We start from the raw sequence: 22,500 nt of genomic DNA, 5'->3' as shown, positions 1-22,500 counted from the left end.
CGACAAGGACATTCAGATCGCGGCTCACAAAGCGCTCAAGGGAAGTAGGGGAACCGCGATTGCAATCAAGGTTTCCACAGGGGAAATTTTGGCGATGGTCTCCAATCCTAGTTACGATCCGAATATACTTTCCGGAAAAAATAAGGCGGATCGAACCCTGCATTTCAAACGGGTTAAGGACAATGGGGGATTTTTAAATCTTGCGATCCAATCCAAGTTCCCCCCGGCTTCTACTTATAAAACGTTAGTTGCGCTTGCGGCGTTGGAAAGTCAGCACAAGATCGGATACACTCCGGAAACGACATTTTCCTGCAACGGAAGTTTTGTATTGAAATCCACGTTTGCAGGGGTGCCGGATCAGGTGTTTCTATGTTGGGAAAAGGGAGGTCACGGAACAAATGATCTTGCGCATGCGCTGCAGAAATCCTGTTCGGTATATTTTTACAATCTCGGATACAAACTCGGCTCCGACGCGATTTTAAACTATTCCAGGCTTTTCGGATTAGAAAACAAATCCAAAGTGGACCTTCCGGGAGAAGTTACTGGTTTTGTTCCATCTTCTGCGTGGAAAAAAAGAACGTACGGAACCAAGTGGTTTGACGGGGATACGATCAATCTTTCGATCGGACAGGGATTTATCTCAACGACGCCGATGGGAATGGCATTATTTTATATGGGACTTCTCAATCGCGGACAAATCTATCAGCCATATGTGGTGAGTGAAATTCGAGATCCCGTGGATAACTCCATCATCAATAGAACTACTCCTCAAATACTCAGAGATATTCCGATCAATCAGTCTTCCGCAGAAGCGATTAAAGAAGGATTGAAGCTCGTGGTCAAAAGCGGGACTGCGTCATACGTCTTGAACAAGCCGTTCTTGCCGGATATCGCAGGAAAAACGGGAACAGCTCAGACGAGAAGAAGAGGGGCTTCCGGATCCAACCATGCATGGTTTGTAGGATACGCTCCCGCAAACGCACCTGTCAGCGAACAGGTATTAATCGTGGTGTTTGTAGAATACGGGGTCGGAGGAGCGGCGGGGGCCGCTCCTGTGGCGAGAGAAATGTTTCATGCGGCATTTCCTCCGGGAACGTTCAAGAAATCGCAAGAGATAGCGCTGCCTTCTTCGACGGGACAGGAGGGAACACTTGAAGCCAGATAAGTCCATAGAAAAGATCGATTACTTTTTAGTGATTTCGGTAGTGATCGTCGTTCTGTGTAGCGTGATGACTTTGTACAGCCAAGAGGTCAATTTCGAAGACGGGCCCGGAAAATGGTATCGTCAGTTGTTTTATTTCGTCATCGGACTTGTGATCATGTATTTCGTGTCGAGAGTCAACTATCAGTTGTTAGGCGCTTACGCGATCGTGATCTATGTGTTCACGATTTTCTTACTGATAATTACGTTAATTCCCGGAATCGGATACCTACCTTCGGGAAGAGGGGCCCGTTCTTGGCTCAAGATTGGACCTATCGGAATTCAAGCCTCGGAGTTTGCAAAGTTGTCCTCGGTGATTTTACTGGGTCAATTTATGGTCTTAAAGGAAAAGGATATGAAGAACTTAGTCGTTCTTTCGATTCCGTTCGTAATCGTGATCGTTCCGATGGTGTTTATTCTGCTACAACCTGATTTCGGAACCGCGGTTTCTTTTCTACCGATTTTGTTTACGATGCTATTTTTCGGAGGAGCGGATATCCTTCACATCGGATCTTTATTGGCGTTCGGAGGAATTACGCTCATGGTTCCCATGTTCGTGGAATATTCTAGACTAACTTTGATAAACGACATTGCTGACTTCTTACAAAGAACGGGAAAAACGGACCTTTTATCCGTGGTTAATCGACTCGGGGGAAAGATATGGCTCGCACTTGACGGAAAAGACGTAAAGACGGCCAATCTTACGCCGAAAACGTTAAATTCATTGCGGGAAGCGGTGGATCAGGTTGTGGAACTGGAGGGAGGATTTCTTTTTAAGATATTCTCCAATCAAACTCTGCTTTTGACTTTTGGGGCGATCTTTTTAATTGCCAGTCTTGTGATGGTGGGAATTCGGATTGCCAGAGGAAGCAGAACATTAAGACAATATTATATACCCTTGGGAATCTTGGGGATCAGTTTGATCTCCGCGGTTGTGGTGATGAAAATCGTTCCCTTTCGAGAGAACCAGGTGGTTCGATTGACTGCGTTTTTGAATCCTGAGGAATTCAAACAAGGAGCGGGGTACCAACTCAGGGCTTCGAAGCCCGCGGTCGGGTCCGGTAGATTTTTCGGAAAAGGTTTGATGAATGCGGAGATGACGGAAGGAAGAATCCCGCACGTTCCCGAATCGAGCACTGACTTTATTTTTGCTTCTTGGGCCGAACAGACAGGGTTTTTAGGATCCGTATTTTTATTATTCTTTTTATTTTCGATTCCGCTCAGAGGATTGCAGATCAGTTATGAAAGTAAGGATCGATTTGGATCTTTACTTGCTTCCGGAATCGTCGCGTTACTTTTTTATCATATGGCGATTAACATTGGTATCGTGATCGGGCTTATGCCCGTGACCGGGATTCCGTTGTCGTTTATGAGTTACGGAGGATCGCATTTAATCATGTCCATGACTGCGGTCGGAATTATACTTTCGATTAAAAGCAGAAAACACGCGAACTGATTCTCTCGGTGCAACTATCTATTAACTATGTTTTATTCTTTCGCAAAGTAATGATATCCTGGTGAATTTTCGTTAGGCATAATTGTGAGTTCAGAATCGTCAATCATTTACATCTTAATCAATGTTTAAGAAAACTTACAATTCGATTATCGATCTCATCAAAGACATCGCTCTTTTAAAGTTCAATAGGACCAAAAGTCGCTTAAATCTATAAGAACGTTTTCGTTTCCCTGCCAACGAGGAATTGTAAAAGACCGCTTTTTAAACAAAATCGATCGTATAAAAAATCTCAAAAACGACCGATACTAAGAATGCGCCTATGGACCCTGTCAGAGATTCCAGATTCTTTTTCGATTTAAAACGTAAATTCGAAATCATATTGGAAGAGGTTGAAAAAAAGACCTTCGATCAAAAGGATGAAATTCGGGAATTGGAAACCCTTTGGGAAGAGATGTTCAAACTCGCGGGAAAAAACGATTCTCCCTATTTTCAAATCCGTCTCAAAACCCTCAAAAAACAACTCGATACGTTTGTAAAAAATAAAGGCTACGAAAAAAACGAATTCGATAAGATCTTTCATCAACTCGGCAAGATGAGACGGACAGATTCCGTAGAATTTTTGGACGAGTCCCTTAGAAACCGTCTCGGAAAGATCGCGGAAAATCATCATTCTTCCGGGGACATGATCTCTTCCGGAATCGTACTTCCTTCCACGACGAATCAAAAAGGAAAACAGTACATAACGTTCCGCTGTGGAACGATTCATTTTATCACCGATCGTTCTTCTTATACCATTCTTAAGGATTTGGATCGAAGAAAGAACACCGTCGAGTACAAAGGGAAGGTATATAGAATTTTTCCGAATTCTTTCGTTTACGGTCTTTTTGAGGAAGAATACAGGAACGAAAACTTCCTTACCATGAATTTGTTGGTACTTAAAAGGAAATTCGGTTTCGAATTTTATCGTTTCGATGCTTTAGGTGAAATATTACAGATCAACGAAGGAACGTTCTTAAAGGGACTCAAGTCGATAAAAGGTTCTGACGTTCAAGGCCATGACAATCGAATCCAAAACTACTTTCGAAAAGCGGGAGTTCGTTATTATTATATTCCGACAGAAAAAGTTTAGGATTTTTGAATATTATTTCGATTTTTGTTTTTCAATTTTGGGATCGGTTTTGGTTTCATTAATCGTTTTTGGACGGTTGGTTGATCGTAAATGATTTTAAAATTATGGAATTTAAAAGTAGCGGAGAGAAGAATCCGGAGAAAGGATCTTCCTCCGGAGAAAGTTTTTTAGTCTTGAGAATCTTCGAGAAGATTGTTCAGACTTTCAATCAGAACATCCACTTCCACGCCGTAACCCATACAAACCTGCTCGATCGTTTCAAGTTCGTTGATAGAACAGTGGGAGCAACCTCCTAAATGGTAACTCGAAAAAACAAGTCCTGCTTCGGAGTGAACGGCCATAGCCTCACCTACCGTCATTTCCTTATAAAATCTTGGCTTGACCACTTCTGTCATTGGATATCTCCTATCATTAAAATAAACGTATTGAAAAGAAACTTTACGGGATGCAAACTGCGAAAAACACCGAGGCACGTCTCGTAAACTATAAAACCGTCTTAAATTTGCGGTTACTTCCAATATATAGACATGGGAAAGAAAGTCAAGAGCTATGTTTTTTGAAGAATCAGGAAGATTTTATATTCGAATCGAGGAGCGTTTTGAATCCTCACATTTCCTCTACAAATATTTCCCGGACGGTTCGGATGAACCTATACACGGACATTCATGGAAAGTGGAACTCTATCTTTCCGGAAAAAAAAATATCGGCGAGGACGGAATCAGTTTTGATTTTCTGACTTCCAAGCAGAAACTTAAGGAACTCGTGGGAAAGTTGGATCATATACTGATTAACGAGTTGGAAGAATTTAAAAAGATCAATCCGACTTCCGAAAACATTGCGCGCTGGTTTTATCATTATCTCAAAGAGAGTGTACATTCCGCGGGAGGAAGAGTGGATAAAATTGTCATTCACGAAGGCCCCGAAAATCTCGCCTTTTTCGAACCAACATCAGTTCCGTAAGAATTGATGTTGCGAAATCGCAGCGGTAGCGTAGTGATTTGCTCTCAACGTAGTTGTGAAATCATCAGTTCCGTAAGAATTGATGTTGCGAAATCGCAGCGGTAGCGTAGTGATTTGCTCTCAACGTAGTTGTGAAATCATCAGTTCCGTAAGAATTGATGTTGCGAAATCGCAGCGGTAGCGTAGCGATTTGCTCTCAACGTAGTTGTGAAATCATCAGTTCCGTAAGAATTGATGTTGCGAAATCGCAGCGGTAGCGTAGCGATTTGCTCACTGCGCAGCAATGAAATCAGCAACTTTTTTTACTATTATTCAGAGAGTTTATTATTCTCTCTTCATCATTGACTTACTGTAGAATACGTTAGCCTCTCAAACACATATTTATCAATGAACGAATCAGATGTTTTTTAAGCTGGGGACGGCTCGTAGGGCGGCCGGTGGGCTTACGAAAGCACTCTTACTGATCTCTATAAGATTGAGTACCGTATTTTTATTTCAAAGCACTGTTTCAGTGCAAAATATTAAGCATTCTTCTGAGTAGCCTCATGGTTTTTAGTTCAGACTGTACTAAAGATGAGAACGGCAAAAGAGAGATTTAGGGAAATTATCTCGATATAGTAGGCGCTAAAAATTGAATGTAAATATTAAAAGCGAGTGCGCTTACATGATTACTCGTCCCTGAGAGAAGTTTTAAGGGATTGGAACTGCATACCCTGAAATAGTTCCCTTTGTCTTGTAGTGTGTGTAAAACTTTACTTCGACTGACAGAATGTTCATAGTGTTGGTTTTTTTAGGGCGTTTTTCTATTATGTGTTCTATGGGATCGAAAAGAATTGTTGTATTAAAAATGAACACGAACATTTTATTTTTATATCACTAGGTTACATAAACGAAACTGAGAGATCTTACAAATACGTATTTTTATAAAATGGGATTCTATAAAAATACGACTAACGTCTTACATATTAAAGTAATATCTTAAACCGTTACCGTCTAACCAGAAGTATCGATATCTTCTCTGGAAAAGGACATTTGATTCTTTAAGAAACTTTTCTATTTCTTGAATCGGATAAATTTTCCATCGCAAGTAATCTCCACGTGATAAGATGTTTTCCAGAAGTTTTTCGTTTTCGGTCCACCATTCGTACCAATTTCTTATCCCTTTTTCCCCTTTGATCAAAGACTTAAAATAAGGAATATAAGATTGAAGCAGTTTTTTTCCTTGAGATAAGTCAAATTGGTTTAAGTCGATCGGTGTAATCGAGTTGGGAGTAGCAGGGACTTCCCAACCGCCTACCCGATTGAAAAAGGAAATGGGTTCTTTTGCTGTTTTATCCATGGGGGCACGGCAACCGTGCAGTTTATCATTTTCGGCATCATGAAAAAAAAGCTCATAACCTTCAACACTTCTATCATGGTATAACGCTGTATATCCGACATAGGTATATCTTCTATGTCGTTGAAATGTATCGAATGCTTCTTGCACTTCGAATTCCATTCCCACCCTATTTACGGTAATAAAATAAGACATACGATTCGGCCAACTTGATATATTCCTAAATTTAGAGCCAGCGTAATGTTGGAGTCGTTTCGGAAAAACGGACAAGTTATGTAGAATTTTTTTCCCTAAATTCGATGATTTACTTGAGATAATTTAAAACCGGGGAATTTTTCCTTTCGTTGTAATATTTTTCGATATAGCCAAATAGAAAATATTTAGAACTTGTCCCCAAACCTCAGATGTAGGAACTCTTACGGGAGTGCTCCAACGATAAAATCCGTAAATCACCAATCTGCGGAAATTTTCACGCTCTATTACGAACTTATGAAATGATTGTGCCGATTTCTTTTAAGGTTTCGGGACAAGTTTTTAACTTCCTTTATTCATAAAACTGACGACCTAGAAATAGTATTATTTTTATGCACCCGGTTCGTATTTCGGGAGCCTCTTCTGTAAAACCCAAAAAGATAAATAAATGATATTTGTAATATTCAATAAAAATAAAATTTAGTCTTTGGATTGATTTCTTTCGTTTTGGCTTTTAGGGTTTTCGGATTGTTTCTACTTTTTAATTTTGTTTGCAATAGGTTTTTGCAAAATTGCTGTTTTCAAAGGATTCATTTTTTGTATATTACCCGAGAAATTTCTTCTTTTTTTAAATTTTAGAAATTATATCAAAAAAGAAAAAAATTGTACTACACGCTGTATCCCAAAGGGATTTTCATTTTCAGATATCGTATCCTAGAATGTTTTAGAGAAATTAAAATCGAATACGAGCATATGAGCAATTTTGAAAGTTATAGAAGGTAAGCGTGGATTTAAGTGCTAATTTATATAGTGATTTGTGATGTTTCAAGACTATCGCCGATTTCTAATGAAATCGGCTTTGGGGTCGTTATTTGTCCAGAAGAATTCTTTTATTTTCCAATCAAAAAATGGCATGAGGCTTTCATTTTCTTTTAAGAAGACATTCTTCGTTTTTATTTTACGTAGAGTTGATCGAAAGAAGCTCCGTCCGCAAAATGATCTTTTTGTGCTTTGTGCCAGCCGCCGAAATGTCCGTCCACGGTGATCAGATCCAATTTTGGAAATTTTCCTTCGTGCTTTTTCAGAATAGCTTGGTTTCTCGGACGATATCCGTGTTTTGCGATAATTTCTTGTGCCGCATCTGAATAGAGAGACTTGAGATACTCCTTTGCCGTTTCTAAGGTGCCGTGTTTTTCCGCGTTCTTTTCCACGATCGCTACCGGCGGTTCTGCGAGAATACTCAACGACGGAATAACGACTTCGTATTTATCCTTTCCAAATTCTTCTAGGATAAGAAAAGATTCGTTTTCCCAGGCGATCAGTACATCTCCGATACCGTTTTGAGCGAAAGTGTTGCTGGAACCTCTGGCTCCCGAGTCGAGAACAGGAACGTTCTTATATAAGGTTTTTATAAAATCCTGAACCTTATTCGTATCGTTATTGAACTTTTTCTGAGCGAAAGCCCAAGCGGCGAGATAATTCCAGCGTGCTCCTCCGCTCGTTTTGGGATTCGGTGTTATGACGCCGACTTTGGATCGAATTAGATCGTCCCAGTCTTTAATATTCTTGGGATTTCCTTTTCTGACTACAAATACGATTGTGGAAGTATAAGGAGTGCTGTTGTTGGGAAGGCTTTTCAACCAATCCCTGGAGATCAGGCCCTTCGAAGCTATGATGTCGATATCGTAGGAGAGTGCGAGTGTAACGATATCTGCTTCGAGTCCGTCGATCACGGACCTAGCTTGTTTACCGCTTCCGCCGTGGGATTGATTGACTCTTACCTCGTCTCCCGTTTTGGATTTCCAATAACTTGCAAAAAGCTTGTTGTATTCTGCGTAGAGCTCTCTCGTGGGATCGTAAGATACGTTGAGCAGGTTTATGTCCTTTGAGAAAAGCGAGGCGCTCGCGTTAGTCATGAGCAGAGCAATTATAATTGATTTAAGAATTTTTGTTTTCATGTTGATTCCCTAATTTTTGATTTTTTGAATTACATTGCAAATTGAACGAATAGGAAGAAGCTGTAGGACTTATGGTCCAGAGTGTATCTGTCGTTAACGTTCGGGGCCCAGGGATTGACTCTGGCGTTTCTTACCGAATCTCCCGCGAGTAAATAAGATCCGCCCGTCCAAATCGAGACGTAATCTTTGAGATAGAATTGATAGATTAAATCGAATTCGTAGAAAAGACGTTTTCCGCCTCTTTCACCCAGTTTATAACCGCCGAATGCGGAACCGGTCGTGTTTTCAGTAGTAAGTCCGGTATTCGGGGTACCGCCCGAGGAATACCATGCGTCATTTACGGAAGCTTTTTGAATATCGTAAGCGACGAAAATGAATCTTCCGTAGTTTGCGGAGTTATACATCAGGTGAACGGATTTGGTTCTTGTGTTCGACCAGAAAGTGGCGTTTACGATTCCGTTTCCGGAATCGAAGTAAGGGAAACCTCCGGATCTCGTCGCAAAGGAAGCGTCGTATGTAGCCACTTTGTTGTCCGTTCTATTCGGATCTCCGGAGCCGATCGAATATTGAATACCTACGCGAAATCGATCGAAGAAAGTATATCCCGTTTGAGCGATGAAAAACTTGGAATCGTATTCCACATTTTGGGTATAGATTCTTTGAGACTTCTGATTTCCGTCCACGGTTTGTTTGAGAGTGTCCCACCCCGCGTTGATCTTTTGACCGTTGTGACCGTATTGCCAGGAGCCTTCCAAGGTCCAGTCCCAGGATTTTGTCTTGGGTAAACGGTTGCTATCCGTTCTATTTGTTAAACGAAATCCGACCGTATTTAAATCGTCTCTTTGTCTTGTCCTATCCAGACTTGTGGTAGGGTTCGGGCCTTGTTCCCATTTTTTATCGATATTGAAATAATAGAAATCCACGAGGAAGTCTTCGAATTTTACCGTATTGTATAAACCGGAAAGGTAAGTGTCGTTGACGGTACCACGTTTGACTCCGTTTGCGGTGTTGTTGCCGCTACCCGCGTTTGAATCTTCCGCTATGATGGAAGTGAATGCTTCTGAGTTGAAATACTTGGAGTTGTATTTTACACGAGCCCCGTCGAAAGAGTTTCCGGTCTGACCGTCATTTCTGCCGCCGACATATCTATTATCTCCGAAGCCGAAGATTTGCCTTCCGATGAAAACTTCGAAACCTTCCGCGAAGTTTTTTAATTGTACAAAACCTTCCCTTAGATCTGTGTTGTTTTTGATGCTCACGGAATTTGTGGCGGTTGGCGCGGCGCTTAATTCTGCGCCGGCCGAATTGGAAAGCCCCAGGTAACCGAGTTGACCGTCCTTACGAGATTGTTCGCCACCGAAGACGCGAACGTCTTGGATCGTGACTTTTGCGGCAACGTAAGGGTTCGGATCTATGACAAAGAAAACCTGGGAATTCTGAGTCGCAAAGTTTCTATCGTCCTGAGTTCGTTTATCAAAATCAGCGTTGTGACTGTAATCGAAACGGGGACGAACTTGGAAACCCGCGCGGAAAATATCTCCCAACCAGAGCCGATCCGTTTTTCTCATTGCATCTTGGTGTTCTGGAGAAAGAAGCATGGACTTCATAAATTCCCCGGGGAGTTTCCCTTTGTATGGACTTTTATAAGGTTCCTCCTTGGCGAGTTCCTGTTGGATTTCAGGAATTCCTTTTCCGTCGTTTGCTTGTTCTTCGTATTTTATATTGGAAGGCGGATCTAAATTGAGAACTGGGCCGGGTGTGGACTTTTTCTCTTTTGTAATGTCCTGCGAAAATAAGCTCAATGGAATGGCACAGAGGAAAAGAATTCCTGCCGTCATTTTAATTTTAGTATGTTTCATCTAATCCTCCGCTTGGAAATTTTTACCAGAAAGAAGGTTTGATCTCTGCAGTCAATGTAAAATTTCATCATATTAGAAATATTTCTTATATTTAAGAAAAGAATTCGTATTTATGGAGAATATTCTTTTAAAAAGGGTGAAATTCCGTTTTATTTGATAGGTGAAAAATACCTTTCCTAAAGTACAAGCAGGTTCTCAGAGTGAGTCAAATGTTTCTTATTATAAATTAATATGTTTAATAATTGGACAAAGGTGTTTTATTGTGGTCAATTTTTCATAAAAGATGGAAAGGGAGCAAATTCTAAAAAAGCATCTTTCGATTCTCTTGCAAAAATAAAAAGTTTTCTCGTTCTTAGAATTTGGAGCCGGAAAGTGTTTGTTGGGGATTTCCGTTGAAAAAACGACTCTTTAGAGTTCGTTTTAAAATTTAGAAAATCGAGACAAGAATGATACGATTTTATTTTGGTAAAAGGAGGGATTTTCTAAGATTTTGGAAGTATTAAAATTTAGTCACGAAAATACATTTTAAGAAATCAAGGCATTACTCGTCTCTACATAATAAGAGTGTCCAAAATTCTGCGTCTAACGCGGGATTTATGCTCAAATTAACGATACTCTATTTTATAGGAATGAATCATTGGAGATTCTTTATACGCTTCATCCGATTGAGGAAAAAATTCCGACCAGATTTTTTTTCCAATCAACGGACTTTTATCTCTTTTTGGGGAAGAATTTTTTAATACAAGTTCGAAAAAATTTGTATAGAATCAAACGGATTCTGATCGATCGGTACCGGATTCATTTATTGTTTCCTGGTTTTCAAAAAGATTTTGTCTGGAGGAAAGGTCGGGCCCGTTTTTCAAACTTGGTCTCGTGAGCGGGCTTTGAATATTATAAAAAAATAATATATAACGTAAAAAGACCTTCTTTTATACATTATAATTGTTGGAAAATTAATGTTCCATTTGTTTCTGTTTCATTGAAATGGACGATTGAAGCGGTTTTGTGAAACTTCATCATTGAATTTTTCAACAATTCTATTGAAAACAGAAATCTTGATTCCATAGGATTTCGTTTAGAAATGATTTCGAATTTTACCTGCAAAAAATTTTCCAAAACTTGCCGAAAAAACTTCGGATTGTTGCCGATTATAAGGCGACCTTTGAATTATTTTTCCGGCTTATAAAATCGGCCTCTCAAAACTTAGGGGAATGGATTGTCTTTTATTGTCTGCTCCTAGGCGGATGTAATTCCAAAACTGGCTTTGGAAAGTGTGTCTAAGGAGAGCGGGAAGGAGGAATCATTATACAAATTACGAAACGTTTTTTTGGGAGCGGAATCGAAAGGAAGTTTTGAATATTCGTTTTGCTTGTCAGGAAATCGGGTTTCGTAAGAATCATCCCATGCAAATCATAAAGGGGAAATGGAAAATTCCTCACGCGGCGAGAAAACCATTCGTATTTTTTTTAGTCTTTTTATTCTTATCCATACAATTTCGATTTTTATTTTCAGATCAAGTTCCCGATTCCGTCTCCTTACAAAACCAATATCTCATCGCGCAGGACTATCGGGTTCTATTTAAAAACTTTCTCTCTTCGGGGTACGATCGCTCTTTGCAGGGAGGAAGCCCCACGTTTTACTTTCAAGCTCCTTTTTTCTTTTTCCTCGTTTCATTTCTTCATACGTTCATTTTATTTTTTTTTCCTTTTGGTGTTTCCTTCAATTTAGGGATTCTACTCATACTGTTTTTGTTTTCATACGCGTTTTTGAAACTGGGGTTTTTATTTCTCACGGAAACTAGTCTTAGGCCGGGAAACGCTCTCATTACGATGACCGGACTTATGTTCTACTTCTTATATCCCGGAGATCGTATCGTCGGCGCGGGAATTGTGGGTGTTTTTCAAAATTCGATTTCCTTCGTCGTCGGGCTTGCGTTTGCGTTACTTGCGATTTATTATCTCGAAAAGTTTCGTTATACGGGAAAGCTTTCTTCTTTTTTTAAGAATCTGATTACGGGGTCTCTCGTATTTTACGCACACTACGAAATGTCCTTGTTCTATGTGATTACGTTGGGACTTTACTTTCTCTTTTACAAAGACGAGTTTACGATCTTTGAGATTTTGCTGATCTTTTTGTTTCCGTTGCTGTGCGCTTCCCCTATATTATGGAATTATTTTGCGTATGTTTCGTTTCAGCAAAACCCGCCGGTTTCTTTTCCGATCAACGGACTTTTATCTCTTTTTGGGGAAGAATTTTCTAACACAAGTCCGGAAAAGTTTGTGGATATAATCAAACGGATTCTGATCGATCAGTACTGGATTCATCTATTGTTTCCGATTTTATTTGTGATCGGAATTCGATTGCTCTTTATCAGAAAATTATTGCCTCCGATCTCCAGATTTCTGATTTTCGGAACCCTCTTTTTTTATTGGATGGCGACGGATTCTTCATTGTCTTTGATTTTTCCGTGGTTGCACGTTAAGTGGTATACGGCTCTCAATGTATCCCTCGTTTTCTTGACTTTTTCCGCCCTTGTGACCGCGAGATTTTTTTTGAAGAATCTCCCGCCTGGAAAATGGAAACTTTGGACCGGTTTGATTTTATTCGTCTTGGGGTTGTATAGGTTTATCATCACGATTCCGGGACCGTCCACCGGAATCGAAAGTCTTTCCATAAATCCTTCCCCCGTGTGGAGGCAAAAGGATGAATGGATTCGGGTCTTTGAAAAAACTTCCTACGGCGCCTTGATTGCGTCGGAAGAGATGACGGAGGAATACGGTTCGCGGGATTCTCGTTGGGTTTCCGTGTTGATTCGTCAAGCGGTTAGACGAAATATCACTTTGCAGAATCGTTTCGAACATTCGTTCTTTTCTTCCGCGGAAGAAATCATTCGATTGTTTCCTAGACAGGGATTTAAACCTTCCCTACGCAATGAGGAAAAAAGAGGAAACTTTCATTCGATTCGGACAGAAGAAAAACTTTCCGAATTATTTTTAAATCTCCTTTCTGAAAGAGGCGTTTCGTATGTTCTACTTAGATCGGATGCTTTGAATCGAATCACGGCTGTGTCGCCACAATGGTTCTCGATGGTCTATAAAAAAGGAAAATGGACTTTATGGAAATTGAATTCTTCTCGGCCTTTTATGGAATTGCTTTCTCAGAAACCGATTGCACTCCTTACGGAAGGAGATTCTCTTCAAAAAAAATCGGAACTTAGATTGGAAAATCTGCCAGAGTCGATTCTGGATTTTAAGTTTCAATGGAACGTTTCTTTGGTTCCTCTGTCCAAAGAAGAGTTTGAATCGAATGAGATTTTCTTTTCAGGAGCTTATGAGGTCTCTCAACTTCGTTCTTACTTTCAAAAAAGAGTCGAAGAGGGCACGGATAAGAAAAACGAAAGGAAACCCGACACAAAGAGGGAGAAAAATGAATCGGTTTTTTTGTCGTCCGAAATTGATCCTCTTGTTTGGAACGACTCCGAAATCAAATGGGAGCTTTCGAAGGAAACCGAATCGGATGTTTGTTTTCCTATACTTATCCGTTCCGGTTTTTTTCCCATTTGGAAACTTGTATCCGGGGAAAAAGTATATCGGACTTTGGAAGGTCAATTTTATTTCTGTTCTGCGGAGAAACAGAATCAATTCTTATTTTATGATATTCGCACGTATTTGATTACTTTCATTCAATTTCTGCTTCCGCTTTTGTTTTTTGGGGCCACGTTTTTAACGCACAGGAAAATATCCAACTGATGTCTTTTCTGTCCGATTCACGAAAAGCTCCTTTCAGAAAAAGGAAATTTTTTTCCAATTCTCTTCTAATCGGATTTTCGATAGCCATACTTTTCGTTTTGTTTTTTGGAGATTCGGAAACTTCGATCGTAAAAGTTGTTCTTTCTGCTTTGGAAGGAGGTTTAATCGGAGGACTCTGTGATTGGTTTGCCGTATGGAAGACCTACAAAGCGATCGAAGAAGACAGCTCCAAATTATCCTCCGAAATCGGAAACTGGGTGGCAGACGATCTTTTACATCATGAAGTAATTCGTTCCAGGATAAAAATGGTTTTGGAAGATCCTTCAACTCGAGACGAGGTTCATGAGGTTTTACTGGAGACTTTCGGAGACGAAGAAAAAACGAACGAGGTGTTAAACCGACTTTTTTCTAAAGTGGAGGAGGAAATCGTTCAATACGTCGTTCATTATCAGTTTTCCGGGACCGATGTCGAAATATTGAAGGAATTAAACCGACAAAAGGAGATCATAGACACGATCAAACTTCTGATCGGAGAATCCATGATCAAAGTCGCCGATACCGAGGAATTCAAATCCCTTCTTAAAGAAATATTAGGTAAAATGCATTTGGTGGCTCAGGTCGTTTTAAATTTAGTCGTCGATTTCCCGAAAAAGTTGAAAGAATATGGAAATCACGTCAAACAAGGATTGATAATAGAATCCAAAGACGAAAAAACCATTGAAAAATTGGTCAATCTTATGGCCGCTTCCGCGGAAACATATATCTCGTCTTGGAACGAATTGCATCTGGATCAGAGAGAGAAGGCGGTAAGATCCTTGATGGGATTTTTGAAGGACCAGGCTAGTCGACTTTTGGGAACTCTCGTCCAAAAACATCTTCAAGAAATCGGAGAGATTAAAACATTACAGGAATACGTTCCTCTCCGTTCCATTTTTGAATTTGTAGAAAAGCGTATAGATGAGGGAGTTTCCGGTTATATCGGAAAACAGATCACCAGCAGACTGCAAAGTTTGGATCCTAAGGATCTGAGAAAGAATTTGGAATGGAAAACCCGGAATGTCTTAGAAACGATTCGTATTAATGGAAGCATTTTGGGATTCTTTTTAGGAAGTGTCACCGGTCTCGTAAAACTCTTTTTTTGGAATTGAAATTTTAAGTGTTATGGGAAAGTTTTTAGAAAACTTTGAATGTAGTAGGGAATGCTCATATATATGAAGCGCCGTTTGAAATAAATTGTATGCAAATACTATAATCAATAAATGAAAAATAAGATTCAAAATATTGCTGCATTGCCTGCGATTTTACAGGATATTAAAGATTATGTTTTCGATTTATGTAATATACGAATCGTAAATCTTCAAATGGAAAATGAAAGTTCGGAATATGGGGCTTCCGCCTTTGATATTGGGAATTTAAAGATTACTTTCCGACTGGCGAAAATAACTCCTACTAAAATTGGTCAGTTTGTCACACTATGGAAACGAAATAGTAAAGGACATATTCAACCTTTTGATGTTCATGATTTAACGGATTACGTTATTATTGGGGTGAAAGATAAAAATCTTTCCGGTCAGTTTATTTTTCCAAAGCAAATTTTATGCGATAGGGGTATAATCTCTGATAAAAAAAGAGAAGGTAAGAGAGGTTTTAGAGTTTATCCTTTATGGGATTTTCCAACTAATAAACAGGCACAACGAACTCAGAAATGGCAATTGGATTATTTCTTTGAAAACTCTAAAGCGAAACCAGTAGATATTGTTCGTGTGAGAAACCTTCTAAATATTAGAAATTAGAATTGCATAAAACGGAATTGTGAGGGTATATTCTGAAATTTTTTATTAGAGTTACTGAAAAATTCCGTAGTGGAGTTAAAAAACTGCTCTACTCATCTCTACATAATAGGGTGTCCAAAATTCTGCGCTTAAACGCGGGACTTGTACTCAAATTAGCGATACTCTGTTTTATAGGGATCAGTAGCAGTTTGAATTTCGAGAGGGAAATCTAAAACAGATCCGTTCAAGAACTGCATGTTGAAATACTACTCGGACGTATGAAAATAGTACTTAAAAATAAATGTTCGGTTTTGCAAAAGTAAGGCGGTTCTCAAAAAATAAGTCAAATCAGGATTTTTAAGATTTTTAGAGGTATATTCCAACATTCTAATTTTCGAAATAAGCTTATCATAGTATTCTTTTCATGCGTCCGAGTAGTAAAATGAAAATTCCATCGAATAGAATTTAATTTTTCTTGTTTTGAAAAACTATTTCGTATAAAAATAACTTAAAATTGCGCTTTGAATTTTCAAACGATCCGATTCAATCTCTACGGATATGGATTTAAAAAAAATAAATTTTAAAGATGTAGACGATTACATCAGTCGTTTTCCCGAAAATATACAGAAAATTTTAGAAGAATTGCGATTCGTTATTAGAAAATCGGCACCTGAAGCTGAAGAGAAAATCAGCTATCAAATACCAGCGTTTGTGTTTCACGGTAATTTAGTCTATTTTGCCGCGTACAAAAAACATATCGGATTTTACCCGACTTCAAGCGGGATCCGAGCGTTTCAATCCGAATTAATGAAATACAAAACATCGAAAGGCGCAGTACAGTTTCCGATCAATCAACCTTTGCCTCTCAAATTGATTGCAAAAATCGTAAAATACCGGGTAAAAGAAAATAAGGAAAAAAGGAATGAAAAGTTATAAAGATGTTGAATGTTTTGAAAAGAGGAACGCGGTTTCGACAAGGATTCGTTTTGCAATGGATCGTTTCGAATTATTTTTATGAATCTTATTCGGAACCGTATAAAACAGTATCCGGAATTCTACCCTTAAAACGGGGATTCGTTTCGAAATTCACGGTATTCTACTCTGTAGAAATCGCTAATATTAGAATTGCCTGAAAAATTCCGTAGTTCAGATTAACAACACTGCTTCAATCGCCCATTTCCATGAGGCAGAAACTGATGAAGAATTAATTTTTCAACAACTCTATTACAAGAAAGTGAAGATTTTCCTATGTTCACTACGAGCTCAAACGGTTCGGAACGAACAAGAGCGGTCAAACTAGCTAAAAAAATTTTGATATGCGTTGTTAGAAACAGAGGCGGATTGGATAAACTTACGATGATAACTTCTTTAAATTAAGATTTGGGACTGGACGGAGACGATGTTCATGATTTATGAGAGGATATCTATAAATACTCGAATCGATTGGTCGACTTTGATTTCACTTTATTTTTTGGAAAAGCTGAGAATTTCTCGAGCAATCAAATCCAGATTTGTGGAACTAAGTTCATCTTCCAGAACTCTCTGGGCTTTTTCATAAACCTTGGAAAGAATCGGTTGGATCGCGTGGCCGCAGATACATTTCTTATTCGGGGATTTAGAGTGCATCTGGAAAATCTTTTCGTCTATGGCTTCGTAGATTTCCTTCAAGTTAATGGCAGAAGGAGTTTTTGCAAGAACGTAGCCTCCGTTCGGTCCCATTTGATTACGCACGATTCCCCGGTTTTTAAGAAGAGATAAAATTTTACGGATCACAACTGGATTCGTATTTACGCTTTCCGCAAGTTCTTCGGAAGTTTTCGTTTTACCTTCTCCGAGAGAAAGAAGGGAAAGAATATGGATAGCGACTGTAAATCGACTTGTCATATCTGTAAGACTTATGGTTACAGAATATAGAAAATAAGAATCCGTGTCAAGCCAAAGCTTGTTTCCAAAAAATACTTGCCTCGGATTCTTTAAATAGGAACGATGCGGCGATGTTTCAGAACTATCTTCTTCGATTTTTAGATCCTAAGTTGGAAAAGGAATTTAGATCCTTTCTCAGAGAGCATGTCGCAGTATTCGTCAGAATCGGAGCGATATCGGCGGTGATCGGATACGTTGCTGTCTTTCTACTTTTTTACGATATTCTTCTCATTCGGGATCATCGGGTTCTTTGGATCTTGGAAGGAAGTGTGACTTTCGGGCTAGGACTTTTCCTTTCTACTTTGAAAAGATTCCGATCGACTATGGTTCCTCTTTCCATCATAGTCAATACGATTGCAGGTTTAGTCGCGGTTTACGTAGGTTTTGCCTTCATTCGGAATCAACATGCGATCTTACTCACCATTCTGATCATCATCTCGTATTATGCGTTTTTGGTTCTGAGAATCCGAACTTTGCTCGCGTTCGTCGGGACTTCTACCTATCTGGCCGCGTATCAATATGTACTTCTTATGGACGAAAGTTTGGATTCCCAGAACAAAGTAATTTACAGTTTTCTAATATGGTTTTCCGAGTTTTTCGCGGTTATTGCGGGTTATACTTTGGAGTTGACTACGCGCAAATTGTTTTTGCAGGCAAAAACAATCGACACACAGACAAAAGATTTGGAAAAAGAGAAGGAAAAATCGGATCTTCTTTTGCGAAACATTTTTCCCGACGAGATTGCAAATCGATTGAAGAACGAAAATTCCCAAATCTCCGAATACTTTTCCGAATGTTCTATTCTATTTGCGGATATCGTTGGTTTTACCCTTCTTGCGGCCCGTAAAACACCGAAAGAACTGGCGGGACTACTGGACCGATTTTTTTCGAGACTCGACGAACTTGCGGAGCGCAGAGGGGTGGAAAAGATCAAAACGATCGGAGACGCGTATATGGTCGCGTCCGGAATTCCGATTCCCTGCGAGAATCATATTCAAAGAATTGCGAATCTCGCCTTAGATATATTAGAAGAAGTGAATACGAATGAGGAATTTGTCCGAGAGGATTTAAACATTCGAATCGGAATCCATTCCGGGCCGGTCGTCGCCGGAGTGATTGGAAGAAAAAAATTCATTTACGATCTTTGGGGAGATGCGGTCAATCTTGCCTCTCGTATGGAATCCCACGGTGTTCCTGGAAAGATTCACGTAACGGAGGAATTCTATCTTGCCGCTTCTCCTCTCTTTCAATTGGAAAAAAGAGGGGAGGTGGACATCAAGGGAAAGGGAATCGTATCGACTTATTTCTTGATGGGCGAATTGATTAGCAAGGAAGATCGGTATGAACGGGAAGATATTGAATTGAAGTGCTTCCCTGACTGAACCATTCCGGAACAGCCCTTCTCCAAGAGATAAACTGAGGAGTCTCGAGATGTTTCTTTCTCGCCGCCTCGTTCTCATATACTTCCATAAATAAGAATCTCCCCGGATCTCCGTCGCCCTGGAGTACGTCGAGCCTAAGAATTCCCTCTTCCGTATCGAGAGATTCTTTTGCCATATCATAACTGATTTTTTTGAACTCTTCAATCTTTTCGTCTAAAACTTTATAAGAGGATACGATCACGATCATAAGTTCAGAATTTACGAATGCTTTCCTTTTGGGAAGAAAAATCCTCCTTGCTCAAAACGACAATGATTCCAAGAGTTTTCAGAATGAAATTGAACACTAAAATAACGGAGATGCTCGGAATCGATTTACCAATTATCGGAGCGCCTATGTTTTTAGTCTCGTATCCGGATTTGGTCGTGGCGGTATCCGAAGCAGGTGGGATCGGTTGTTTTCCTTCTCTCAATTATCGTTCTCCGGAACAACTGAAAGAAGGCCTTCAGGAAATCCGTTCTAGAACGAAAAAACCGATCGGCGTAAACTTGATTCTCCATAAGTCGCATAATCCGAATTGGTCCAAACAATTGGAAGTGATCTTGGACGCAAAGGTGGAACTTTTGATCACAAGTTTAGGAAGTCCGCGTACGGTAGTCAACGAAGCCAAAAGCATAGGTTCGAAAGTATTCTGCGATGTGACTACGCTCAAACATGCCAATATTGTTGCGAAGGCGGGGGCCGATGCGTTGATTGCAGTTGCGCAAGGGGCCGGCGGTCACGCCGGAAATATTTCTCCTTTCAGTCTTTACCCTTATCTCAAAAAAGAAACCGGCCTTCCTCTGATTGCGGCAGGCGCCATTTCAAGCGGGGCTCAGATGCTCGCCGCTTTTGCGTTAGACGCCGACGCTGTTTATGTGGGGACGAGATTGATTGCCACTCCGGAAGCGATGGCCTCCGAAGATTACAAGCGAATGCTCATCGAATCCGGCCCGGAAGAGATCGTGTATACCGAAAAAATTTCCGGAATTCCGGCCAACTGGCTCAAGAAATCCGTGGAGAGGGCGGGCGATCTTTCGCATAGCGGACAGTCTCAAAATTTGGATCAGGAATACAAACGTTGGAGGGATATTTGGTCCGCTGGACACGGAGTCGCTCAGATCGAAGGTTTAATTCCCGCCAAGGAATTGATTTTGGGAATGGTAAAAGAATATCAAGATATTCTAAATCGATTGCCTCGCTGATATTTCGATCCGAAGGCGGTTATTATCTTTTGTCTCCCGGACGAATTTTGTGTTTTACTATTTCGAACTATGCTCGTGGAAAAGAGCCTTCTTGTGATTGATTCGGGGCGCGCTTTTTTTGGCTTTTATATCAATATTAAATATTTTAAATCCTTTATAGGACATTATTCGATGCGGATTCGCTTCTGTTTTTTAGAATATTCCCTACGGGAACGATCGTTTGGTCCGCGATCTTTTGAGTTTTTTTCTTTCTTATGGGATCAAAAGAAAAGTTCTTTCTGAGAACCGAGTAAAACTTTTTTAGATTTCGATTTAAGGCGAATTCGAAAATTGGGATTTTTTTGGGACTAAAACTTAGATTTCAATTTCATGTTAAGGTTCGGAAAAAACTTGCCAATGAGAGTTCAGTCTCTATTCTTTCTCTATGGGCGGCATTTTTAAGGGAATATTGGGATTGATTCTTACGGGATTCCTTATGGTTCGGTGCGAAAAAAAAAGCCCTTCTCCGTCCGTTTCCGCAGAAACGTACAAAAGAGTCGCCGAAGCGTATTGCTCTCAGATGAGCCGTTGTAAAGAACCCTATCTTTTTTCTCTTGAAGGAAAACTCAGAAAGGACGCCGCTTTAACTTACCCTGATAATGCGCAATGTTACAGCGACTTTAATTACGATTACGATAAGTCCGAACCGATCGTTTTGAAAAAACTCAGCGATAGTTTGAAGTTAGAAGCGGAGCTTTGTATTAAAAGTGTGGAACGTGCGGATTGCGGTTCTATCGTAACCTATCAAATACCAGAATGTGTGGAGTACAACACTTTCCTAGAGACGATCTCCACTTCTTCTACAAAGTAAGAATTTATTTTCGATTTCGCGTCTGTGTAAATACCGTATTCTGTATAAGTTACAACAATATCAAAGAGATCTTCACTGGCGATTTGCGGAAGAATAAGATTACGGCTCTTTACGAATTGTTTTGTTACGGACAACTCAGGTTGACCTGAACTTCGGAACGAGGCGCGTTTTCCGGGACTGTAAAGACGGTTTCTCTCACCACGGTTTCAGGATAGCCGTCCACCCTCGCAAGATCTCCAATACAAAGAAGTCTATATTCTCCGGGATGAATGTACTTCATCTTTGTAGAGGCGCCTTGGACGGGAGAAGCGATCAGGGGGAGCCTTGTACTAATGTCCGTTTCGGAAAGACGATATACCCCGTAGTAGTGGGTTGTGGAAGCTGTTCCGCCTAACACCGTCAAGCTGGAGGCGATTTCAGGGCGAATAATGCGCGAACGAATCAGAAGGTTGCCTCCCATATCCGATTCTCCCTTATGATCGCTGTCGGGTTTCCAATCACTGATACCCACTAAGGTTCTTACACCCCCTATGCTCGAAACGTAAGAATGTATCATCAGGTTTTCTTTCAGATTCATTCTTACTTCTAGGATATAAGGGTCGAAACCGGGATACACAAGCATATCCTGGTCTCCATTCTCCACTTTGTAGAGTATCGGAAACACCAGAGGCGGATACATCGTTTTCGTTGTGGAATCAGCTCCCGGTTTGTAACTCAATCTAGGAACGATATTGATTCCGGGAACTCTGTAGTTGTCGAATAGAGTGAGGTTGGAAAACGTAAGTCCGGGTTCTGTCGCCCAAGCGGTCACCAAAGATCTCAGATACAAACCGGTATAATAGAATTGAACCGGACCGTTTCCAAATGCGCCCCAGTCTGTAGCGGAGGTTGGATCATTGGACGGGTAGGCAACTCCCTCTCCATTGAAAAATTGAATCGCTTTGATTTCTCCGTCGTTTAAACGACAGGAATTCGAATTGGTAGTGTATGGAATCGTGCAAAAAACCTGTCGGTTCGGAGCGACTTCGTCCCAAAATTTCTTTGTGTCTTTTACGTTTTTAATCAGACTCAGATCGAAAGTACCTTCTTGATATTTCGTCGACATGCGGATTTCTCCGATGTCTATAAAGATCGGTAGGTTTTGGGCTAAGGGAACTCCGTCTAAACCGAAGACGGGATCGGAGCCTTCTACTCCGTTTGTATCTTGGTAGAGTTGTCCGGTTCCGCCGGAATAGGCTTCGAATCCGATCGGGTTATCGGTGGCGTAAGTTCCTTTAACGAGCAGTAACATTCTTTGGTTGAAGAGAGTGCTGATTACCGGATATTTGGAACCTTTTCCGTGCCAGTCGCCGACTTTACAAAAAAACATTAAAAAAACGGAAAGTATGAGAAGGAATGAGAAATAGAATCGTTTCATAAAAATACGCTCACCATCAAACCGAACTGAAAGAATTCCGTATCCACAACTCGATAGTAATTCGGATTACTCAG

Annotated in this window: 19 protein-coding genes (2 of these 19 cut by a window edge); 11 read left to right on the top strand and 8 right to left on the bottom strand. The window is 40.2% G+C overall.

The annotated features are described in order from the left end of the window. From mrdA to FHG67_RS14395, 3 genes are all read left to right on the top strand, one after another. Positions 1-1,165, top strand: partial view of a penicillin-binding protein 2 gene (gene mrdA / locus FHG67_RS14405; RefSeq protein ID WP_002632900.1) — the 3' portion only. The gene continues 779 nt to the left of window position 1, outside the view; 1,165 of the gene's 1,944 nt are visible here — the last part of the coding sequence; the start codon falls outside the window, past its left edge; its stop codon occupies positions 1,163-1,165. Further along, positions 1,152-2,657 carry a rod shape-determining protein RodA gene (rodA, locus tag FHG67_RS14400; protein ID WP_002632886.1) on the top strand — a complete coding sequence of 502 codons (1,506 nt, stop codon included), beginning with the start codon at positions 1,152-1,154 and terminating at the stop codon, positions 2,655-2,657. The genes mrdA and rodA overlap by 14 nt, the downstream gene beginning before the upstream one ends. 319 nt (positions 2,658-2,976) lie before the next feature. Then, positions 2,977-3,786 (top strand): hypothetical protein, encoded by an 810-nt coding sequence (locus tag FHG67_RS14395; RefSeq protein WP_016761404.1) that lies wholly within the window; start codon positions 2,977-2,979, stop codon positions 3,784-3,786. A gap of 167 nt (positions 3,787-3,953) precedes the next feature. Here FHG67_RS14395 and FHG67_RS14390 read toward each other — a convergent pair whose 3' ends face one another. Beyond that, the gene (locus tag FHG67_RS14390; RefSeq protein ID WP_002632917.1) at positions 3,954-4,181 is read right to left on the bottom strand and encodes a disulfide oxidoreductase; all 228 of its coding nucleotides are present in this window, start codon (positions 4,179-4,181) and stop codon (positions 3,954-3,956) included. A gap of 154 nt (positions 4,182-4,335) precedes the next feature. Between FHG67_RS14390 and FHG67_RS14385 the strand changes: the two genes are divergently transcribed. Further along, positions 4,336-4,746, top strand: coding sequence for a 6-carboxytetrahydropterin synthase (locus FHG67_RS14385; protein WP_004494813.1), 411 nt, complete (start codon positions 4,336-4,338; stop codon positions 4,744-4,746). Between the two features lie 958 nt (positions 4,747-5,704). On the opposite strand, the gene FHG67_RS14370 is transcribed toward FHG67_RS14385, so the two are convergent. The 3 genes from FHG67_RS14370 to FHG67_RS14360 form a co-directional block, all read right to left on the bottom strand. After that, complete coding sequence (locus FHG67_RS14370; RefSeq protein WP_002753121.1) at positions 5,705-6,277, bottom strand: hypothetical protein; 573 nt, start codon at positions 6,275-6,277, stop codon at positions 5,705-5,707. 950 nt (positions 6,278-7,227) lie between these two features. Beyond that, positions 7,228-8,232, bottom strand: coding sequence for a sulfate ABC transporter substrate-binding protein (locus tag FHG67_RS14365; protein WP_061230975.1), 1,005 nt, complete (start codon positions 8,230-8,232; stop codon positions 7,228-7,230). Positions 8,233-8,261: 29 nt separating this feature from the next. Further along, positions 8,262-10,091, bottom strand: coding sequence for an alginate export family protein (locus FHG67_RS14360; protein ID WP_142499834.1), 1,830 nt, complete (start codon positions 10,089-10,091; stop codon positions 8,262-8,264). Between the two features lie 1,403 nt (positions 10,092-11,494). Between FHG67_RS14360 and FHG67_RS14345 the strand changes: the two genes are divergently transcribed. From FHG67_RS14345 to FHG67_RS14330, 4 genes are all read left to right on the top strand, one after another. Further along, complete coding sequence (locus FHG67_RS14345) at positions 11,495-13,840, top strand: hypothetical protein (protein WP_142499923.1); 2,346 nt, start codon at positions 11,495-11,497, stop codon at positions 13,838-13,840. Beyond that, a complete protein-coding gene (locus FHG67_RS14340; RefSeq protein ID WP_142499833.1) occupies positions 13,840-14,988 on the top strand; it encodes a DUF445 family protein in 1,149 nt (382 codons plus the stop codon). Before FHG67_RS14345 ends, FHG67_RS14340 begins: the two co-directional genes overlap by 1 nt. A 111-nt stretch (positions 14,989-15,099) precedes the next feature. Continuing rightward, positions 15,100-15,633: a MepB family protein gene (locus tag FHG67_RS14335; protein ID WP_002632905.1), complete on the top strand. Its 534-nt coding sequence runs from the start codon at positions 15,100-15,102 to the stop codon at positions 15,631-15,633. Between the two features lie 537 nt (positions 15,634-16,170). Then, complete coding sequence (locus tag FHG67_RS14330; protein WP_016759065.1) at positions 16,171-16,548, top strand: iron chaperone; 378 nt, start codon at positions 16,171-16,173, stop codon at positions 16,546-16,548. A gap of 528 nt (positions 16,549-17,076) precedes the next feature. Here FHG67_RS14330 and FHG67_RS14320 read toward each other — a convergent pair. Continuing rightward, positions 17,077-17,496 carry an Rrf2 family transcriptional regulator gene (locus FHG67_RS14320; protein WP_002632893.1) on the bottom strand — a complete coding sequence of 140 codons (420 nt, stop codon included), beginning with the start codon at positions 17,494-17,496 and terminating at the stop codon, positions 17,077-17,079. A 110-nt stretch (positions 17,497-17,606) separates the two neighbouring features. Between FHG67_RS14320 and FHG67_RS14315 the strand changes: the two genes are divergently transcribed. After that, the gene (locus tag FHG67_RS14315; RefSeq protein ID WP_016759063.1) at positions 17,607-18,917 is read left to right on the top strand and encodes an adenylate/guanylate cyclase domain-containing protein; all 1,311 of its coding nucleotides are present in this window, start codon (positions 17,607-17,609) and stop codon (positions 18,915-18,917) included. Here FHG67_RS14315 and FHG67_RS14310 read toward each other — a convergent pair. Continuing rightward, complete coding sequence (locus FHG67_RS14310; RefSeq protein WP_061219006.1) at positions 18,859-19,164, bottom strand: putative quinol monooxygenase; 306 nt, start codon at positions 19,162-19,164, stop codon at positions 18,859-18,861. The genes FHG67_RS14315 and FHG67_RS14310 overlap by 59 nt on opposite strands. 17 nt (positions 19,165-19,181) lie before the next feature. Here FHG67_RS14310 and FHG67_RS14305 point away from each other — a divergent pair, with 17 nt between their 5' ends. Both FHG67_RS14305 and FHG67_RS14300 read left to right on the top strand, forming a co-directional pair. Then, a complete protein-coding gene (locus FHG67_RS14305; RefSeq protein WP_002632906.1) occupies positions 19,182-20,159 on the top strand; it encodes an NAD(P)H-dependent flavin oxidoreductase in 978 nt (325 codons plus the stop codon). A gap of 424 nt (positions 20,160-20,583) precedes the next feature. After that, on the top strand, positions 20,584-21,009 hold the full coding sequence (locus FHG67_RS14300) for an LA_2478/LA_2722/LA_4182 family protein (protein ID WP_016760789.1): 426 nt from the start codon (positions 20,584-20,586) through the stop codon (positions 21,007-21,009). Between the two features lie 124 nt (positions 21,010-21,133). Here the strand turns inward: FHG67_RS14300 and FHG67_RS14295 are convergent, their stop codons facing one another. Next, a complete protein-coding gene (locus tag FHG67_RS14295; protein WP_004494782.1) occupies positions 21,134-22,426 on the bottom strand; it encodes an LIC11270 family surface protein in 1,293 nt (430 codons plus the stop codon). Then, a protein-coding gene (locus tag FHG67_RS14290; RefSeq protein ID WP_004494809.1) for a hypothetical protein crosses the window boundary here: on the bottom strand, positions 22,423-22,500 show its 3' portion. It continues 744 nt past the right edge of the window; only the last 78 of its 822 coding nucleotides appear in the window; the start codon falls outside the window, past its right edge — the gene reads right to left on this strand; the stop codon is at positions 22,423-22,425. The genes FHG67_RS14295 and FHG67_RS14290 overlap by 4 nt, the downstream gene beginning before the upstream one ends.

Origin of the sequence: Leptospira weilii, assembly GCF_006874765.1 — a bacterium.
GTDB lineage: Bacteria > Spirochaetota > Leptospiria > Leptospirales > Leptospiraceae > Leptospira > Leptospira weilii.
Note: the sequence above shows the minus strand (reverse complement) of the source record. Positions and strands in the feature narration are given on the sequence as shown.

Excerpts from the sequence above, each read along its gene's own strand:
- FHG67_RS14370 (WP_002753121.1), bottom strand. The coding sequence starts at position 6,277 with ATGTCTTATTTTATTACCGTAAATAGGGTGGGAATGGAATTCGAAGTG.
- FHG67_RS14320 (WP_002632893.1), bottom strand. The coding sequence starts at position 17,496 with ATGACAAGTCGATTTACAGTCGCTATCCATATTCTTTCCCTTCTTTCT.
- FHG67_RS14390 (WP_002632917.1), bottom strand. The coding sequence starts at position 4,181 with ATGACAGAAGTGGTCAAGCCAAGATTTTATAAGGAAATGACGGTAGGT.
- FHG67_RS14345 (WP_142499923.1), top strand. The coding sequence starts at position 11,495 with ATGCAAATCATAAAGGGGAAATGGAAAATTCCTCACGCGGCGAGAAAA.
- FHG67_RS14360 (WP_142499834.1), bottom strand. The coding sequence starts at position 10,091 with ATGAAACATACTAAAATTAAAATGACGGCAGGAATTCTTTTCCTCTGT.
- FHG67_RS14330 (WP_016759065.1), top strand. The coding sequence starts at position 16,171 with ATGGATTTAAAAAAAATAAATTTTAAAGATGTAGACGATTACATCAGT.
- FHG67_RS14365 (WP_061230975.1), bottom strand. The coding sequence starts at position 8,232 with ATGAAAACAAAAATTCTTAAATCAATTATAATTGCTCTGCTCATGACT.
- FHG67_RS14310 (WP_061219006.1), bottom strand. The coding sequence starts at position 19,164 with ATGATCGTGATCGTATCCTCTTATAAAGTTTTAGACGAAAAGATTGAA.
- FHG67_RS14305 (WP_002632906.1), top strand. The coding sequence starts at position 19,182 with ATGCTTTCCTTTTGGGAAGAAAAATCCTCCTTGCTCAAAACGACAATG.
- FHG67_RS14300 (WP_016760789.1), top strand. The coding sequence starts at position 20,584 with ATGGGCGGCATTTTTAAGGGAATATTGGGATTGATTCTTACGGGATTC.
- FHG67_RS14315 (WP_016759063.1), top strand. The coding sequence starts at position 17,607 with ATGTTTCAGAACTATCTTCTTCGATTTTTAGATCCTAAGTTGGAAAAG.
- FHG67_RS14395 (WP_016761404.1), top strand. The coding sequence starts at position 2,977 with ATGGACCCTGTCAGAGATTCCAGATTCTTTTTCGATTTAAAACGTAAA.
- FHG67_RS14335 (WP_002632905.1), top strand. The coding sequence starts at position 15,100 with ATGAAAAATAAGATTCAAAATATTGCTGCATTGCCTGCGATTTTACAG.
- FHG67_RS14340 (WP_142499833.1), top strand. The coding sequence starts at position 13,840 with ATGTCTTTTCTGTCCGATTCACGAAAAGCTCCTTTCAGAAAAAGGAAA.
- FHG67_RS14295 (WP_004494782.1), bottom strand. The coding sequence starts at position 22,426 with ATGAAACGATTCTATTTCTCATTCCTTCTCATACTTTCCGTTTTTTTA.
- FHG67_RS14385 (WP_004494813.1), top strand. The coding sequence starts at position 4,336 with ATGTTTTTTGAAGAATCAGGAAGATTTTATATTCGAATCGAGGAGCGT.